This is a genomic window from Streptococcus mitis (assembly GCF_946190115.1).
In the GTDB taxonomy this organism is placed as follows: Bacteria; Bacillota; Bacilli; order Lactobacillales; family Streptococcaceae; genus Streptococcus; species Streptococcus mitis_CO.
On sequence record NZ_CAMHZG010000005.1, the window covers coordinates 45,421 to 63,450 of the forward strand.

Genomic DNA, 18,030 nt, shown 5'->3' on the forward strand with positions numbered 1-18,030 from the left:
CAACTTCTTTTTTGTTTCATATAAGCAATGTTAGTCCTGCATCTGACGTTTTACCTGATAAGGCAAATACAAAACTTGTAAAACCAAACCAGCTCCCAGTAAGGCTAGAAGGGCTAGTTTTTCTTGGAAGGTAATCAACCCAACAACTAATTCCACTACTAAGACCAAACTGGTCAATCCTCGGACTACCGCCTGCAAGCCTTTTTCCTTTTGCCCCTTGTCCAGCGGAAAGAGTTGGGTCAAATACTGGTAGTCAAAGGCATGATAGAGGGCCAGCAACTGGAAGAGCAAGAGGTAGTTAAAGAGAACTACCACTGCTGTCGCAATCCAAGATTGCTCGATAAAAAACTGCGCCAGCAAGGAAAGCAAGAGCAGGCGAAGGCTGAGAGCAAAGAGGTCTCCATTTCGCAGATAAGAACGCAGATAGAGATTTTGCCAAATCTTCCCAGGCACCTTCTGAACAGCCTTTAGGATAAAGTCCAGATAGGCACGACGCTTGACGCTGTTTGAAATTCCCTTGACCTGGGTAAAGAGCGCAAAGAAACGAAGCAAGACTTGCTTGCGCTTGCTTTCTTGGGAAATAACATAGTCCCAGTCCAGTCCAGTTTCAGTGAAAAATTTGCTGGCCTTTTGACGAAAGAGGAAATATTTTCCTACCCCCAATAAAAGCACATAGACCAGAAAAACAGGCAAGCCATAGCCCATTGCCAAAAATAAGGGCGCAAATAACAGCAAAAAAAGGGTCTGGACAAAGAGCCAAAAGACTAGGGAAATGCCAGTTTGACGCTTGAGATGGAGCTTGATTTCCTCTTCTCCGACTAAGAGAAAGAGCTTGTCTGGAGCCTCCATATAGGTGGCAATTCCACCCCAAAGTAAAAGTAAAACAGACGTAATTCCTACAAACAAAAGGATAGGCCAATGATTTTCAGGAAAATGTTGCAAGAGTTGACTGTACTGGTAGGCTAGAAAGCCCAACAGGACAAGCAGGAACAAGACAAAGTGGTCATTGAGAACATAGCGCAAATAACCGACACACTCCTTACGAAAAGCCTGCTTTCTCTTTAAAAACAAGTCTTTCATAGCTCCTCCTCTTTGGTCAGAGCCAAGTAAATATCATTCAAACTAGCCTCAGACATATCAAAGGCTTCGCGCAGTTGCAGGAGATTTCCCTTGGCACGCACCTCTCCCTTGTGAAGAATGACAAAGGCATCACACATCTTCTCAGCCGAATCCAGCACGTGGGTACTCATGAGAATGGACTTGCCCTTTTGCTTTTCCACTTCCAAAAGCTGAATCAAGTCTGCAATAGCCAGCGGATCGAGACCAAGGAAAGGCTCATCCACGATAAAGAGACTCGGATCCACCACAAAAGCACAGATAATCATGACTTTCTGCTTCATCCCTTTTGAAAAATGAACAGGGAACCAGTCTAATTTCTGGTCCAAACGGAACATTTTTAACAAAGGTTCTACTCGATCAAAAGCCACTTTCTGCTCAATACCATAAGCCATAGCAACCGTTTCGATATGCTCTCTGAGGGTCAATTCCTCATACAAGCTAGGCGTTTCTGGAATGTAGCCAATTTGCTTGCGGTAACTTGTCGCATCTTCTTGCAGGGTCAAGCCATTGATATTAATGGAGCCACTATAAGGTATCAACAGACCGATAATCTCATTGATTGTCGTCGATTTACCAGCGCCATTGAGACCAATCAAACCAACTAACTGCCCACTTTCAACAGTAAAGGACACATCTTTCAAGACAGGGACATGGACATAGCCACCTGTCAGGTTTTTAATTTCTAACATATTTTCTCCAAATCTGGTATAATGTAGCTATATTATATCAAAATTCAATACAGTAGAGGTAGATTTTATGTCAGATTGCATTTTTTGTAAAATCATCGCAGGGGAAATTCCTGCTTCAAAAGTATATGAAGATGAGCAGGTTCTTGCCTTTCTTGATATCTCTCAAGTGACACCTGGACACACCTTGGTCGTACCCAAAGAACACTATCGCAATCTTTTGGAAATGGACGCTACTAGCGCCAGCCAACTCTTTGCCCAAGTACCAAAAGTAGCTCAAAAAGTCATGAAAGCTACCAAGGCTGCTGGTATGAATATCATTGCCAACTGTGAAGAAATTGCAGGGCAAACCGTCTTTCATACCCACGTTCACCTCGTGCCTCGCTACAGTGCGGACGATGACCTCAAGATTGATTTTATCGCCCACGAACCAGACTTTGACAAACTCGCTCAAGTCGCTGAAACTATCAAAAACGCCTAAGGAGTTGCCATGAAATTATCCAACCTACTGCTATTTGCAGGAGCTGCAGCTGGAAGTTATCTGCTCACAAAAAATCGCCAAACCATCACAGATGAAGTCTTAAATACAACTGACCGCGTTCAAGCTATCAAGGACGATGTGGATATTATCCAAAACAGCCTGCAAATCATTGACCAGCAAAAAGAACTCATCAAGGAATATCAAGAAGACCTCACCTACAAGTTTAAGGTCTTGGAAAAGGATATCCAGACTAGACTAGCAGTGATCAAAGAAACACAGGAACTTGAAGATAAGTAAAAAGAGCCCGACGGCTCTTTTTTAAAAGGTAAACAAGTTATATCCCGTCAACTATACATCATAATTTAGGCAACTCATTCACCATTTCACAACTAAATCGAAGACTTTCCTAGGCTTTCCGCCGTAATGAAAACACCTGAAACAGCTTGGTTTCAGGTGTTCGGAAACTTTGATACCTAGGCTCAAAGTTTAGGTATGGAACTTCGAAGAAGGTCCCTACCGTCCGTCATCACTTAAGGAAAGTTTTAAAAAATCTATAAACAAAAAAGAGCCACTCGGCTCTTTTTGCTTTATTCTCCTTCAAAGGCATCTTTAATATGGTCAAAGAAGCCTTTTTTCTTTGGATTGACTTTTAAATCACCTGCAGCTGCGAATTCTTTCAAGGCTGCTTTTTGGCGGTCGTTCAAGCCTGTCGGTGTTACGACATTAACGGTAACGTATTGGTCACCAACTGCACCACCACGGAGGCTCGGAGCTCCTTTTCCACGTAGACGGAATTTCTTACCAGTCTGAGTGCCCTCTGGGATAACCAATTCAACATCACCGTGAACAGTTGGGATATCTACCGTATCACCAAGAGCTGCTTGGACAAAGTTAAGGTTCAGATTATAGAAGATAATGGTTCCTTCACGTTCAAACTTGTCGCTGGCTTCCACAGAAACCACTACATACAAGTCACCATAAGGTCCACCGTTAAATCCTGCTTCACCTTGGCCTGCTAAGCGAATTTGTTGACCTGTTTCCACACCAGCAGGGATTTTCACATGTACGCTATGGGCTTGTTTTTCATGCCCTGTTCCGTGACATGTTGTACATGGATCTTTAATTTCTTTTCCATGACCATGACAGACATCACAGGTTACTTGACGACGCATCATACCAAGAGGAGTTTGTGTATCAACGTTAATGATACCAGCTCCATGACAGCGTCCACAAGTGACTGGACTTGTTCCTGGCTTAGCACCAGAGCCATTACATGTACGACAGCTTGCTTCACGGTTGTATTTAACTTCTTTTTCAGCTCCAAAAATAGCTTCTTCAAAGGTCAAGTTCACACGGTATTGGAGGTCATCCCCCTGACGAGGAGCATTTGGATTGCGTGAAGCTCCCCCTCCGCCGAAGAAACTTGAGAAAATATCCTCAAAACCACCGAAGCCACCCGCCCCGTTGAAACCACCGAAACCACCTGCACCACCAAAGCCACCGTTGGCACCAGCAGCACCATATTGGTCATAGGCTGCACGTTTTTGGTCGTCACTCAAAGTCTCATAGGCTTCTTGAACTTCCTTATATTTTTCCTCAGCACCAGGCTCCTTATTGATATCTGGGTGATATTTTTTGGAAAGCTTACGATAAGCCTTTTTGATTTCGTCTGCCGAAGCGTTTTTTGACACCCCCAGACGATCATAAAATTCAGTATTGTTCATACAAGATACCAAGACCGTAAAATTCGACTGAAAAATAGGAAATCTGACGTTGGAGCGATGCTCCTAGGCAGATTTATCTTTTTTCCGAGAATTTAGGTCGGGTTCAATTCCTTTCTTTCATATTAAGTAAGAAACTTCAGAACTCGAGTTCAATTCCCCGAACGCTCTTTGTTCCTTTCTATTGATGTTGTAAATCAAACCACGAATTTAGGTCGGGTTCAATTCCTTTCTTTCATATTGAGTAAGAAACTTCAGAGCTCGGCTACAATTCCCCGAACACCCTTGTTCCTTTCTATTGATGTTCTGAATCGAACCACCATTAGGTCGGGTTCAATTCCTTTCTTTTATATTTAGTAGGAAAGCTCAGAGTGTGAGTTCAATTCTCTGAACACCCTTATTCCTTTCTATAATTTATAAGTAAATCTTTAGAGACTGTTTTCTATACTCTGCTTTACTTGATTAAACTCTTCATCTGATAGAGTAAATATCAAATCCTCTTCAGCATACTCGTTCTGTTCTTTAAAATAGTTGTCCGTATTCTCTGCCAACCCTAAACCGAAAATCACTTTTCTTGCAAACTCTTGATGTGCAAAACCGATAGCCGTAATGATTTGTTTATCTTGGACAAGAACTTTCGGTTGGAAATTCTCACGTGGAAGAAATTCAAAATAATCAAAGAAGTTTTGCCAAATTCCACCTGTAAATTTCGTGTCGTTCAACAAGCCTGATTTCGCCAATAAAAGGGGCGCTGAAGAAATGGCTGCAATTAGGATATCTTGCTCAGCAAGACTTCTCAAAAACGAGATCAATTTCTCATCTTGTAGAGCAGGACCTATATTTACCATTCCTGGCAAAATCATGCAAGAATAATCTTCTATTCGGATTTGATCCAATGTTTTCGTCGGTTGACAGGACAAACCATCCTCAGAGACCACTATCGAATTCTCAGAAGCTACATAATCAATCGTGATATCAAAAGACAGAGCTAAAGTACTTGTTAAAGCGGTTATCTCATAAAGAGAAAAATTAGGATAAATGATACAAAGTACTTTTTTCATACACAACATCCTCTATTTTATCGAAAAACAGAGGCTGGGTTGCAACCTCTGGATTTCTTCTTATCATTACGACGTTCGAGTTTTAAAAATCAAACTAGTAATGCTAAATCGAGCACTCCCTAACCTCTTGGTGAAAAAGACAAATCTTCCTAGAAACTAAAGTTTCTGCGTCAGATTTCCTATTTTCACTGTGAGGTTTTAACGGGATTTGCATCTTATTTTTCCGTAAACTCTCCGTCTACGACGTCATCGCCTGCGTTTCCTGTTGCTTGTGCGCCTTCTGCTCCTGCTTGAGCTTGTTGAGCTGCTGCAGCTTGTTCGTAGAGTTTCACAGCAAGGCCTTGAGCTTTTTCGTTCAATGCTTCAAGTTTTGCTTTCATGTCGTCCAAGTTATTGTCTTCTTGCGCTTTCTTAAGGTCATCAAGGGCAGCTTGGGCAGCGTCACGTTCTGCGTCGAATCCTTTGCCTTCAGTTTCCTTGATTGTCTTTTCAGTCGCAAAGATAGCTTGGTCTACTTCGTTACGAAGGTCAACTTCTTCTTTACGTTTCTTATCTGCTTCAGCGTTAGCTTCTGCATCTTTCATCATGCGGTCAATTTCTTCGTCTGTCAAACCTGAGTTTGATTGGATCACAATTGTTTGTTCTTTTTGAGTTCCAAGATCTTTGGCCTTAACAGATACGATACCGTTCTTGTCGATGTCAAATGTTACTTCGATTTGAGGAATTCCACGAGGTGCAGCTGGGATATCTGTCAATTGGAAGCGTCCAAGAGTCTTGTTATCTGCTGCCATTGGGCGTTCACCTTGAAGAACGTGGATATCAACGGCTGGTTGGTTGTCTGCCGCAGTTGAGAAGACTTGTGATTTAGATGTTGGAATTGTTGTGTTACGGTCGATAAGTTTTGTGAAGACACCACCCATTGTTTCGATACCAAGTGACAATGGTGTTACGTCAAGAAGGACAACGTCTTTGACATCACCAGTAATCACACCACCTTGGATGGCAGCACCCATAGCAACTACTTCATCAGGGTTTACTGATTTGTTTGGTTCTTTACCAGTTTCAGCTTTAACAGCTTCTACAACGGCTGGGATACGAGTTGAACCACCAACAAGGATAACTTCGTCGATTTCTGACAAGCTCAAACCTGCATCTGAAAGGGCTTGACGAACTGGAACTTTTGTACGTTCTACAAGGTCACGAGTCAAATCGTCAAATTTCGCACGAGTCAAGGTCATTTCCAAGTGAAGAGGTCCAGCCTCACCTGCAGTGATAAATGGCAAGCTGATTTGTGTTGAAGTTACACCAGAAAGGTCTTTCTTCGCTTTTTCAGCAGCATCTTTCAAACGTTGCATTGCCATCTTGTCAGTAGACAAGTCAATCCCGTTTTCTTTCTTGAATTCTGCTACCAAGTGGTCAATGATTTTTTGGTCAAAGTCGTCACCACCAAGTTTGTTGTCCCCTGCTGTTGACAATACATCGAAGACACCGTCACCCAATTCAAGGATAGATACGTCGAATGTACCACCACCAAGGTCAAACACCAAGATTTTTTCTTCTTTATCAGTCTTGTCCAAACCGTAAGCAAGGGCTGCTGCAGTTGGTTCGTTGACAATACGTTCTACTTCAAGACCAGCGATTTTACCAGCGTCTTTTGTTGCTTGACGTTGAGCATCGTTGAAGTAAGCTGGAACTGTAATAACTGCTTTAGTAACTTTTTCACCAAGGTAGTCTTCAGCATAACCTTTCAAGTATTGAAGAATCATAGCTGAAATTTCTTGTGGAGTGTATTCTTTTCCGTTAGCAGAAACTTTTTCAGAAGTTCCCATTTTAGATTTGATAGAGATGACTGTATCTGGGTTTGTAACTGCTTGGCGTTTCGCAGCATCACCAACGATGATTTCGCCGTTTTTGAATGAGACTACAGATGGAGTTGTGCGGTTTCCTTCTGGGTTTGCGATGATTTTGCTTTCAGTTCCTTCAAGAACTGCTACTGCTGAGTTTGTTGTACCTAAGTCAATACCGATAATTTTAGACATGTTTTTTCTCCTTAAATTTTATATTCTATTTTCTTTTTGATACTCTTCTTAAGTGGCGGCGCCGTCAGAGCTTGACTTTGTCAATCTCTTTGACTAAACTTTGAGCCTAAGGTCTCAAAGTTTGCGCAAATAGCACCACGGCGAAGAGTATCGTCTTTGGTTCGCTTCGCTCACTATTGCAAAGCTGAACTACTTTTTTATCTTTCTTCATAGTTTAGTGTCGTTTCGGACAAGTTTTCTATTATGTAAATTGCGACACGAGGAGTCGAAATCGATTTTATTTCGACGACGAGTTAGTAAAGAGGCTAGGCAAACGCCATAGCGATTGCCGTTTTCTGACGAGTTGCTTTAGCTACCGTCAGAATTGCCTAATCGAACACGCCCTAAGCTCTGAGTAAAAAAGATAGATTTTCTTGTGTTCATCGAACACTTCGTCAATCTCCTATTTTTACTGTGAGCTTTTTACGGGCTTTGTATCTTAGTTATACACCACTACCATAGCCGGTCTTAGGATGCGGTCATGGAGTTTGTAGCCTTTTTGGAAGACTTGGGCGATGGTATCTGCTGGGTGTTCATCGTCTGCTGGGAGAGTTTGGATAGCCATATGGTAGTTATGGTCAAATTCACCGTCAGCTGCGATTTCTTCGATTCCCTCTTCTTTCAAAGCATGAATCAAGCTTTCTTGCACCATTTCCAAGCCCTTCTTCACATCATCTGTCAAACCTTCAACTGCGAGTGCACGCTCTAGGTTATCCAAAGAAGGGAGAATCGCTTTTGCCAAGTCCTGGCTACGATAACGTTGCAAGTTTTGACGCTCTTCATTGGCACGGCGTTGGATATTTTGCATTTCTGCATGAGCACGAAGGTATTTATTTTCGAACTCATCCGCACGTTCATTTGCCAAGTCCAATTCAGACTTCTCAGGAGTTGTTTCTTCTACCGTTTCCACAACTTCCTCTTCTTGGACTTCTTCTACTTCTTCATTTTTTATATCTTGGGCCATTTTCGCCTCCTTTAATGATTTCAATCTTAATGTACTTCGTAATGATTACTGCTGAGGTAGCGGTAAAAATCTGTCAACTTCATGGTCAAAACACGATTGACTACATTGACTTGGTTGATTAGCTGTTGGTAATCCAGATTGACCGGACCGATAATTGCTAGAATTCCAACTCCCCGATAAGGAATGAGGAACTTGCTACTAATCACCGCTAAGTCAGCTAAACAGGACTCTTGACTGTCTGCAACACGGACATTTTGCATCTGATCTTCACGCAACCCTTCACGAATCTCCAGAGCCACCTTTTGCGGTTGGTCAAAGAACTGATAGGCTGCTAGATTGGCAAAATTTAAGAGATTGACCTTGCCCGCCACCACAATGTTTTCGTTGAACATTTCCTTAAAAATGTGTTCAAAGAGATCGATGACATTGTCGGTTGTTGTAAAGTAACGCTGGATAATCTGCGGAATCTCCGTCCGAATCTTGTAGTGAATATCTAGAACGGTGTGACCGAGGAAACGTTCCTGAATGATTGCCTTCAGTTTCAGCAAATCCTCCTGCAAGAAGTTCCTTGGAATCAAAAACTGACTTGTAACCGTTCGAGACTCGTCTAGGGTAAATACCGCCAAGGCTGTATGTTGCCCCAAAACAACGATATCAAAGGCTGTCAACCGTTGTCTGCTGGGCTCAACATCCAGCGCTACTACCGTACAGCCACTCAAGTCTGTCAGTAGATTAGCAGCCTCTTGCAAAATATCCTCCAATTTGAAGAATTCCTGATCAAAGGCTTTAACAATCTCGTAAACCTCATTTTCAGCCAGTCGGTCAAAATCCAGTGAGTGTTTTACATAGTACTGAAAACCAGCAACACTTGGCATCCGACCACTTGAAGTATGAGCCTTCTCAAGCAACCCTTGCTTTTCTAAAGCCGCCATATCATTACGAATGGTTGCACTGCTAGAGTTAATAGACTCTTGCAAGGCTTTGGATCCGACAGGTTCGTGCGTTTTGGTAAAGATGTCAATAATCAGATTTAAAATATCCTGCTGACGCTCTGTAACCATCTCATCACTCCTCTCTGTCTGATCAATTAGCACTCGATGCACTCAAGTGCTAACTTATGATTCTATTATACACCCTTAAAAGAGAATGTCAAGACAAAAACTCAAAAAATTAGCACTCTTTTATCAAGAGTGCTAAAAATCAGTCTGAAGACCTAGAGTCTTACTACTCATCTACCTGGTATTTCCTTTTTAATCTGAAATAACCATAGATTAGGTAAGAAATTAGAAAAGCATATAAAACAAAAATAACAAAGAAAGGTTGCGACAGTTCTTCTCGAAACAAACTCATACAAACAACAAGACCACCTGAGAAAGCGGCTATACAGGAACGAAGTCTAGACCGCATAACTTCCCATCTAAGATCATTACGCATATAGACTTTCTCCTCTGAAAGTATATCAGAAGTTGGTTTACGAAGAATTGAACAAAAACCTATTTCTATCAATTCCCAACCTCTTTTTCTAAAATCTTGTAGTTCATGCTTATACTTTTTAAGAAATCTAGAATCATAGATATGATAAATGATATCATCTGGTTGGCACTGTTCAAAATAGAAAAAACCAAAACGACTCGTTCTATATCTCCAACCCTTCAAATGCATCTCATGCAAATACTCTTCTTCCTTGTCCAAATCAACAATGGTAAAAATCCGAAATTGCTTTTTATTTATCATGACTTCCCCTCCAATTTTGAGCATACCTACCCTATCATAAATCTGACAATCCCTTCTTTTTATGCCATAACTTCCAGCTAATATAGGCAACTATTAACAAAAGGATTAAAGACAAGAAAACATCTAGCCCGACCGCAAGAAAACTCCATAGACCATACGCATTACTCCTATTGAGCAATTTAAGTAAGAATGGTATATGTATGGCTAGCAAAAGTAAAACAGGTACTAATCGCAGTCTTAAAATGCGATTAACCATAGCTAACTTCCCAGTGGCATCATTATAAATTTCAAATTCTGCATCCGATTCAATTTCAGAATGCGCTTTTCTAAAATAGGAAAAACTATTAAAGTCTGTAATATGCTCCCAACCACAGTCTTTAAACAGTTGTAAATAGGAGGCTCTCTCTGATTTTTCCATTGGGTAAAAATCCAACTGATAAGACACTTGCTCAGGCTGACACTTTTCAAAGGTATACTTAACTGCAAACAATAAGATAGAGTAGCTTACTTTTCTAAGTTTCCATCCCTCAGCATGCATTTCTCTAAAGTATAGAGCCTCCCTATCATAATCCGCAATTGTAAAAATCCGATAAACAATTTTCTTTTCCATCATCCTTCCTCCCGACTGTTTCTATAGAGCCGTTCAATACGCTTCAATTCAATATCTAAAACTTTTCGTCCCAAGTCTGTGATATGATAGATTTTCCGCTTTTCCTCTTCGCGGACAAAGGAAATCAAACCATCCTTTTCCATCTTTGACAAGGTTCCATACATAGTTCCAGGACTAATCGAAACTTGCGAATCTGTCATTTCCCTGACCTTTTGCGTAATACTATAACCATGACCTTCCTTTTGCAGACAGAACAAGATATAAAAGCCCGTTTCCGTCATCGGAAGATAAACACGACGGATCTTATCCGTTAATTCCATTTATAGCCACCTTCTATCTAGTCCGATATGTCGCACTTCGTTATATAAAATATATCACACTTCGATATAAAATACAAGAAAAAAGACCGCCCTCAGGCAATCTTTCTTCTATATTAGTATTAGTAAAGGTCTAAATAATTATCAATTTCCCATTGTGAAACGAAGGTTGCATAACTTGCCCATTCAATGCGTTTGGCTTCAAGGAAACTAGTATAGATATGTTCTCCAAGAGCCGCTCTGACAACTTCATCTTCTGTCAAAGCTTTCAAAGCGTTGTGAAGAGTTGATGGAAGGTCTGTAATTCCAGCTTCTTTACGCTCTTCTGCTGTCATGATGTAGATATTTTCTTCGATAGGAGCTGGTGCTTCGATTTTATTTTCGATACCATGCAAACCAACTTCCAAAAGAACCGCCATAGCGATGTATGGGTTTGCCATTGGGTCCACCGAACGCAACTCAAGACGAGTTCCCATACCACGTGAAGCAGGCACGCGTACAAGTGGCGAACGGTTACGACCAGCCCAAGCAATGTAAACAGGCGCTTCATAACCTGGAACCAAACGTTTGTATGAGTTAACCGTTGGGTTCATGATGGCAGTATAGTTGTAGGCATGCTTGATCAAACCACCGAGGAAATGGTAGGCAGTTTCTGATAACTGCATTCCTTTTGGATCATTTGGATCAAAGAAGGCATTATTTCCTTCTGCATCAAACAAGGACATATTACAGTGCATACCTGATCCAGCAATACCAAATTTTGGTTTGGCCATAAAGGTTGCGTAAAGTCCGTGTTTGCGAGCAATGGTTTTGACAACGAGCTTAAAGATTTGAATCTTATCACAGGCACGGAGAACTTCATCGTACTTAAAGTCAATCTCATGCTGTCCAACCGCAACCTCGTGATGACTAGCTTCTACTTCAAATCCCATTTTTGTCAAGACATTGACAATCTCACGACGTGTATTGTCCGCAAGGTCAGTAGGTGCCAAATCAAAGTATCCACCCTTGTCATTTACTTCAAGTGTTGGGTCTCCATTTTCATCCAATTTAAATAGGAAGAATTCTGGCTCTGGCCCAAGGTTGAAGGACTTGAATCCCACTTCTTCCATGTGACGAAGAGCTCGTTTCAAATTACCACGAGGGTCTCCTGCAAATGGCTCACCTTCTGTTGTATAGACATCACAGATCAAACCTGCAACACTTCCATTTTCATCTCCCCACGGGAAGACTGTCCATGTATCCAAGTCAGGGTACAAGTACATATCTGACTCGTTGATGCGTACAAAACCTTCAATAGAAGATCCATCAAACATAGCCTTGTTTGACAAGACTTTATCTAACTGTTCATCTGTAGCAGGAATTTCGACGTTTTTCATGGTTCCCAAAATATCTGAGAACATGAGACGGATAAAGGTAACATTTTTTTCCTTGACTTCACGACGAATATCTGCAGCTGTGATTGGCATGAGTTTTCTCCTTAATGTATGACTACTTGCGGTTGCTTAACCGCGACCAAAAGGTGACCGTACTGAAGCAAAGCGACCCTGTTGGAGGAGTTCATTGTGAAGTGCACGACGCACCTCAGTCTGACTCACCGCTTTCTTGGATTTCGCCTCACGTTCAGCATATTTTTTCTTAATGGCAGCGATATTATAACCTTCAGAGATATAATCTTTGATTTCAAGCAGACGATCCATGTCATTCAAGGAATACATGCGACGGTTCCCTTCGTTTCGATCAGGCTTAATCAACTCTTGATCTTCATAATAACGAATCTGACGCGCCGATAAATCGGTCAACTTCATAACACTGCCGATAGGAAAAACAGCCATATTTCGGCGAAATTCTTTTTCCTTCATTTACAATTTCCTTCTTTCTGTCTATTATAGTCTAAAAAAAGACAAACGTCAATTGATAATGTTATAAAATATAACATTATTTTTCTTTTTTCTCTAAAAAGAGCCGAATACGATCAATATCGTAATTTACGAGAATTGCGACAAAAACTCCCATGAAAGTTTCTGATACACGCGCAAATACGTACAAAATCGTCTCTCCACTCGGAATCGATAGGGTAATGATTAACATAGCCGCTACACCACCAATAACCCCTGCTTTGTTATTCATGGCTACATTTGTCATAATGGTTAACATGGTGCAGATTGGAACAACTATCAAGGTCACCCAAAAGGCTTCGTGGAAAAAGGTATTTAATAAGAAGAAGACCAGGGCATAGAGGCCACCGATACTATTTCCTAGAATACGCGAAGTCCCAAAATGGACACTCTTATCAAAACTCTCCCTCAGGCTAAAAACGGCTGTCAAAGCACCAATTTGAAGACCTTTCCAACCAAAAAAGCCAAAAATCAAGAGAACTAGAAAAACAGCAATACCTGTTTTAAAGGTTCGCATACCAAGTTTGAACTGGGATTTATCGAATTTATATTTTTTAAAATAACTCATAATCTCAACTTTCTATTTCCATTTTATCATAAATCGGTGATTTTTATGAGTAATAGTTGAGAGGAAGCGTTTTTATTTTAAGCAAAAGAAAAGAGGAACTTTCATCCCTCTCTTCTTTGATTCATTTATAAAATCTTATTTTTCTGTCAAGGCTGCAAGTCCTGGAAGAACTTTACCTTCAAGAAGTTCCATTGATGCTCCACCACCAGTAGAGATCCATGAGAATTTATCTGCACGTCCAAGATTGATCGCTGCGGCAGCTGAGTCACCACCACCGATGATTGATTTAACGCCTGGTTGTTTCACGATAGCGTCCATCACACCAATTGTACCAGCTTGGAAGTCTGGGTTTTCAAATACACCCATAGGTCCGTTCCATACAACTGTTTTGGCACCAGTCAAAGCTTCGTCAAATTTAGCGATAGATTTTGGACCGATGTCAAGACCAAGGAAGCCTTCAGAAACTGCTTCACCTTCAGTGTCACGCACTTCAGTGTAGCCAGCAAATGCATTAGCTTCTTTTGAGTCAACTGGCAAGATCAATTTACCATTTGCTTTTTCAAGAAGAGCTTTCGCAACATCCAATTTGTCTTCTTCTACAAGTGAGTTACCGATTTCGATACCTTGTGCTTTGTAGAATGTGTAAGTCATACCACCACCGATAAGGACTTTATCAGCTTTTTCAAGCAAGTTTTCGATAACACCGATCTTGTCTGAAACTTTTGAACCACCAAGGATAGCTACGAATGGACGTTCTGGAGTTTCAACTGCTTCTTGGATGTAGGCAATTTCGTTTTCAAGAAGGAAACCAGCAACTGCTTTTTCAACGTTTGCTGAGATACCAACGTTAGATGCGTGTGCACGGTGAGCTGTACCGAATGCATCGTTTACGAAGATACCATCTCCAAGTGATGCCCAGTATTTACCAAGTTCAGGATCGTTTTTAGATTCTTTCTTGCCATCAACATCTTCGTAACGAGTGTTTTCAACCAAAAGAACTTGTCCATCTTCAAGAGCGTTGATTGCTGCTTCCAATTCAGCACCACGAGTGACACCTGGGAAAACAACGTCTTGACCAAGTTTTGCTGCCAAGTCAGCAGCTACAGGAGCAAGTGATTTACCAGCTTTATCAGCTTCTTCTTTCACACGTCCAAGGTGAGAGAAGAGGATAGCACGTCCACCTTGTTCGATGATGTACTTGATAGTTGGAAGAGCTGCTGTGATACGGTTGTCATTAGTGATTACGCCATCTTTCAATGGTACGTTGAAGTCAACACGAACGAGGACTTTTTTACCTTTCAAGTCAACGTCTTTAACAGTAAGTTTTGCCATGTTACAAAAACCCCTTTATTTATTTTATTCGAAACTATTATATCACACTTTGGAAATATAAGGAAAGATTTCACAAGATTTTTCGATATTTAATCTTTGTGGCATGCTAGAGTATATTATTTTTGCTTTTTCTAACGAATTTTCTTTCTAAAATCTTAGCTTAACACTTGTTAGATTTACTTTTATCCTTTAAAATAGAATAGGAGAAATTCCGTTATTATTTTTCGGAGGAAAAAGAAATGTCCATTAATTGGCAGGAAATTTTATTTCACTTTTTAGGTGGTCTGGGACTATTCTTATATAGTATCAAGACCATGGGAGACGGTTTGCAACAAGCTGCTGGAGATCGCCTTCGTTTTTACATTGACAAATACACTAGCAATCCCTTTTTAGGTGTTCTAGTAGGGATTGTCGTGACTGCCCTGATTCAGTCAAGTACAGGTGTTACAGTTATCACGGTTGGACTGGTCAGCGCTAGTCTTCTCACACTTAGACAGGCTATCGGAATTATCATGGGAGCCAACATCGGAACCACAGTTACTTCCTTTATCATCGGTTTCAAGCTTGGTGAGTATGCTTTACCCTTGATTTTCCTTGGAACCATGTTCCTCTTCTTTACAAAAAACAGAACAGCAAACAATATCGGACGCATCCTGTTTGGTGTAGGGGGAATCTTCTATGCTCTAAACCTCATCAGTGCCGGTATGAGCCCTCTTAAAGATTTACCACAATTCAAGGAATATATGGTAACCTTGGGACAAAATCCTGTGTTGGGAGTTTTTGCCGGTGCAGTGATTACCGTCCTCATCCAGGCCTCTTCTGCGACAATCGGGATTTTGCAAGGTCTCTATGCAGGTGGATTCCTTGACCTTAAAGGTTCTCTACCAGTTCTCTTCGGGGATAATATCGGGACAACCCTAACAGTTATCATCGCGGCAGCTGGAGCCAATGTCTCTGCGAAACGCGTTGCTGCAACCCACGTCACCTTTAACGTTTTAGGAACCATTCTTTGCTTAATCTTATTAGGCCCATTTACATCTATGATTGAGTACTTCCAGACACTCCTTCACCTCTCACCTGAGATGACCATTGCCTTCTCTCACGGTGCCTTTAACGTAAGTAACACCATTGTACAATTTCCATTCATCGGAGCCTTGGCCTACTTTGTAACCAAGCTCATCCCTGGTGAAGATGAAGTTGTCAAATACGAGCCGCTTTACCTCGATGAGCATTTGATTAAACAAGCTCCATCAATCGCTCTCGGAAATGCCAAAAAAGAACTCCTTCACTTGGGAAATTATGCTTCTAAAGCCTTTGACCTTTCATACAACTACATCATTGACCTTAATGAAAAGGTTGCTGAAAAAGGCCACAAGACAGAAGAAGCCATCAATACCATTGATGAAAAATTGACTCGTTACCTGATTACTCTTTCAAGCGAAGCCCTTAGCCAGAAAGAAAGTGAAGTGCTGACCAACATCCTGGATTCATCCCGCGATTTGGAACGAATTGGAGACCACGCAGAAGCGCTAATTAATCTGACTGACTATCTTCAACGTAAAAATGTTGAGTTTTCTGAAGCTGCTTTGCAGGAATTGGCTGACATCTATCAAAAAACCACTGGCTTTATCAAGGATGCCCTTGATAGCGTGGAAAACAATGATATCGAAAAAGCTCAAAGTCTGATTGAACGCCATAAAGAAATCAACAATATGGAACGTGTTCTCAGAAAGACTCACATCAAACGCCTCAACAAGGGCGAGTGTTCAACACAAGCTGGGGTCAACTTTATCGACATCATTTCCCACTATACTCGTGTATCTGACCACGCCATGAACCTTGCTGAAAAGGTTATCGCTGAACAAATCTAAGATCCAAGAAGCTATCCTAAATGGGGTGGCTTTTTTCTTTTCCTAACCAAGAATTGCTTTTCTAATATATAGAAAAATGCTTTGATTCACAATGGAATCAAAGCATTTTAAAGAGCTCCCCATACATAATCGCAGAAGCTGCGGTTCCTCTGTACTTTGCTTCTTCTCTTTTGATAAAGCGAGCCAAGTTGAGCAACTCAGGTGCTGGATGTTTGGGATTTAGGAGCAATTCACGATTGACCAGGCCTGAGAGACGAACTGCCAGCAATTGCTCATTTGTAGTAGGCAGTTTTTTAGCAGTCTCTAGGAGAGCAGCAACTAAATCTTCACTCAAATCATGTCGAGCATGATTGTAAAGATCTTTTACAAGGCTTTCTAGGTTTGGTTCTACCATCCCTACCACCTCCCTTATGGTTTAATAATTTTTAATCAAGTCAACCGTTGAACGATCCAATTTTTTCACCAAGGCTTGTAAGAAAGCTTGCGCTTCTAGGAAGTCATCCATAGCGTAAAGGGTTTGGTGAGAATGGATATAACGAGCGCAAACACCGATTGTTGTTGATGGGACACCACCATTTTTCAAATGAGCTGCGCCAGCGTCTGTTCCGCCTTTACCACAGTAGTATTGGTACTTGATTCCAGCTTCTTCAGCCGTTGTCAAAAGGAAATCCTTCATACCTGGGAGAAGCAAGTGACCTGGGTCGTAGAAACGAATCAGGGTTCCATCCCCAATCTTGCCTTGACCGCCATAAACATCACCAGCAGGTGAGCAATCAACTGCTAGGAAGACTTCTGGATCAAACTTGGTTGTAGATGTATGAGCACCGCGGAGACCAACTTCTTCTTGGACGTTAGAACCCAGATAGAGTTCATTACCAAGTTTTTGACCTGACAGGGCTTCTGCAAGCTCGCTCACCATAAGAACCCCGTAGCGATTGTCCCAAGCTTTTGAGATGATATTTTTTTCATTGGCTGTCAAGATAGCGGAACTATCTGGGACAATAGTGTCACCAGGACGGATGCCAAAACTTTCTGCCTCAGCCTTGTCCGCAAAACCACCATCAAAAACAATATCTGCAATAGCAGGCATGGTTGGTCCGCCCTTTCCACGAGTCAAATGTGGCGGAACAGAGCCTGAAATCACTGGAATTTCATGACCATCACGAGTCAGGAGTTTGAAACGTTGGCTGCTGACTACCATAGGATTCCAACCACCAATTTCAACCACACGGAAGGTGCCATCTGGCTTAATCTCGCTGACCATAAAACCAACTTCATCCATGTGAGAAGCGACCAAGACACGTGGTGCATCCGCAGCTTCTGAATGTTTAATCCCGAAAATACCACCCAAGCCATCTGTCACCACTTCATCCACGTGCGGTGTCAACTTTTCACGAAGATAAGCACGGACAGGTGCTTCATGACCTGAGATCGCAGCAAGTTCTGTTACTTCTTTGATTTTTGAAAATAATGTTGTCATTTCAGTTCCTTCTTTCTTTCATCCATTTTACCACTTTTTATAGGAGAAGGATAGCGGGAAGGTGGATTTCTAAATTAGTATCTTAGTCTTACTGTATCTTATAAAAAGCT

At 41.4% G+C, this 18,030-nt stretch carries 19 protein-coding genes; 3 read left to right on the forward strand and 16 right to left on the reverse strand.

All coding sequences use genetic code 11. The features are described from left to right. Positions 1-30: 30 nt before the first annotated feature. A complete protein-coding gene (locus tag N8L90_RS03760) occupies positions 31-1,080 on the reverse strand; it encodes an ABC transporter permease (protein ID WP_261024213.1) in 1,050 nt (349 codons plus the stop codon). Next, positions 1,077-1,808, reverse strand: a complete 732-nt coding sequence (locus N8L90_RS03765; protein ID WP_261024214.1) for an ABC transporter ATP-binding protein — start codon at positions 1,806-1,808, stop codon at positions 1,077-1,079. The genes N8L90_RS03760 and N8L90_RS03765 overlap by 4 nt, the downstream gene beginning before the upstream one ends. A gap of 67 nt (positions 1,809-1,875) precedes the next feature. Here N8L90_RS03765 and N8L90_RS03770 point away from each other — a divergent pair, with 67 nt between their 5' ends. Together N8L90_RS03770 and N8L90_RS03775 are read left to right on the forward strand one after the other, a co-directional pair. After that, positions 1,876-2,286 (forward strand): HIT family protein, encoded by a 411-nt coding sequence (locus N8L90_RS03770; RefSeq protein WP_001278317.1) that lies wholly within the window; start codon positions 1,876-1,878, stop codon positions 2,284-2,286. A gap of 9 nt (positions 2,287-2,295) precedes the next feature. Further along, a complete protein-coding gene (locus N8L90_RS03775) occupies positions 2,296-2,583 on the forward strand; it encodes a hypothetical protein (RefSeq protein WP_261024215.1) in 288 nt (95 codons plus the stop codon). Between the two features lie 290 nt (positions 2,584-2,873). Here N8L90_RS03775 and dnaJ read toward each other — a convergent pair whose 3' ends face one another. From dnaJ to N8L90_RS03835, 12 genes are all read right to left on the reverse strand, one after another. After that, a complete protein-coding gene (gene dnaJ, locus N8L90_RS03780) occupies positions 2,874-4,010 on the reverse strand; it encodes a molecular chaperone DnaJ (protein ID WP_261024217.1) in 1,137 nt (378 codons plus the stop codon). A gap of 425 nt (positions 4,011-4,435) precedes the next feature. Further along, on the reverse strand, positions 4,436-5,068 hold the full coding sequence (locus N8L90_RS03785; RefSeq protein WP_261024219.1) for a DJ-1/PfpI family protein: 633 nt from the start codon (positions 5,066-5,068) through the stop codon (positions 4,436-4,438). Between the two features lie 215 nt (positions 5,069-5,283). Next, the gene (gene dnaK / locus N8L90_RS03790) at positions 5,284-7,107 is read right to left on the reverse strand and encodes a molecular chaperone DnaK (protein ID WP_000034661.1); all 1,824 of its coding nucleotides are present in this window, start codon (positions 7,105-7,107) and stop codon (positions 5,284-5,286) included. A gap of 478 nt (positions 7,108-7,585) precedes the next feature. Further along, positions 7,586-8,110, reverse strand: coding sequence for a nucleotide exchange factor GrpE (gene grpE, locus N8L90_RS03795; protein WP_000046038.1), 525 nt, complete (start codon positions 8,108-8,110; stop codon positions 7,586-7,588). A gap of 26 nt (positions 8,111-8,136) precedes the next feature. Then, positions 8,137-9,171 carry a heat-inducible transcriptional repressor HrcA gene (gene hrcA / locus N8L90_RS03800; protein ID WP_084889556.1) on the reverse strand — a complete coding sequence of 345 codons (1,035 nt, stop codon included), beginning with the start codon at positions 9,169-9,171 and terminating at the stop codon, positions 8,137-8,139. A gap of 163 nt (positions 9,172-9,334) precedes the next feature. Next, entirely contained in the window at positions 9,335-9,844 is a 510-nt protein-coding gene (locus N8L90_RS03805) for a DUF2812 domain-containing protein (protein WP_261024222.1), read from the reverse strand. Between the two features lie 34 nt (positions 9,845-9,878). Further along, positions 9,879-10,454: a DUF2812 domain-containing protein gene (locus N8L90_RS03810; protein WP_261024224.1), complete on the reverse strand. Its 576-nt coding sequence runs from the start codon at positions 10,452-10,454 to the stop codon at positions 9,879-9,881. Continuing rightward, entirely contained in the window at positions 10,454-10,774 is a 321-nt protein-coding gene (locus tag N8L90_RS03815; RefSeq protein WP_261024225.1) for a PadR family transcriptional regulator, read from the reverse strand. Before N8L90_RS03815 ends, N8L90_RS03810 begins: the two co-directional genes overlap by 1 nt. 119 nt (positions 10,775-10,893) lie before the next feature. After that, entirely contained in the window at positions 10,894-12,240 is a 1,347-nt protein-coding gene (gene glnA / locus N8L90_RS03820) for a type I glutamate--ammonia ligase (protein WP_001122886.1), read from the reverse strand. Between the two features lie 36 nt (positions 12,241-12,276). Continuing rightward, positions 12,277-12,633 carry a transcriptional repressor GlnR gene (glnR, locus tag N8L90_RS03825; RefSeq protein ID WP_000659548.1) on the reverse strand — a complete coding sequence of 119 codons (357 nt, stop codon included), beginning with the start codon at positions 12,631-12,633 and terminating at the stop codon, positions 12,277-12,279. A 76-nt stretch (positions 12,634-12,709) separates the two neighbouring features. Beyond that, a complete protein-coding gene (locus tag N8L90_RS03830; RefSeq protein WP_057487513.1) occupies positions 12,710-13,237 on the reverse strand; it encodes an FUSC family protein in 528 nt (175 codons plus the stop codon). Positions 13,238-13,372: 135 nt separating this feature from the next. Then, positions 13,373-14,569, reverse strand: coding sequence for a phosphoglycerate kinase (locus N8L90_RS03835; protein WP_001096743.1), 1,197 nt, complete (start codon positions 14,567-14,569; stop codon positions 13,373-13,375). A 239-nt stretch (positions 14,570-14,808) separates the two neighbouring features. Here N8L90_RS03835 and N8L90_RS03840 point away from each other — a divergent pair, with 239 nt between their 5' ends. Then, the gene (locus N8L90_RS03840) at positions 14,809-16,440 is read left to right on the forward strand and encodes a Na/Pi cotransporter family protein (RefSeq protein ID WP_261024234.1); all 1,632 of its coding nucleotides are present in this window, start codon (positions 14,809-14,811) and stop codon (positions 16,438-16,440) included. 97 nt (positions 16,441-16,537) lie between these two features. On the opposite strand, the gene N8L90_RS03845 is transcribed toward N8L90_RS03840, so the two are convergent. Beyond that, complete coding sequence (locus tag N8L90_RS03845) at positions 16,538-16,834, reverse strand: bacteriocin immunity family protein (protein WP_033679682.1); 297 nt, start codon at positions 16,832-16,834, stop codon at positions 16,538-16,540. Between the two features lie 21 nt (positions 16,835-16,855). Next, a complete protein-coding gene (gene pepA, locus N8L90_RS03850) occupies positions 16,856-17,920 on the reverse strand; it encodes a glutamyl aminopeptidase (protein ID WP_000209167.1) in 1,065 nt (354 codons plus the stop codon). Between the last annotated feature and the right edge of the window lie 110 nt (positions 17,921-18,030).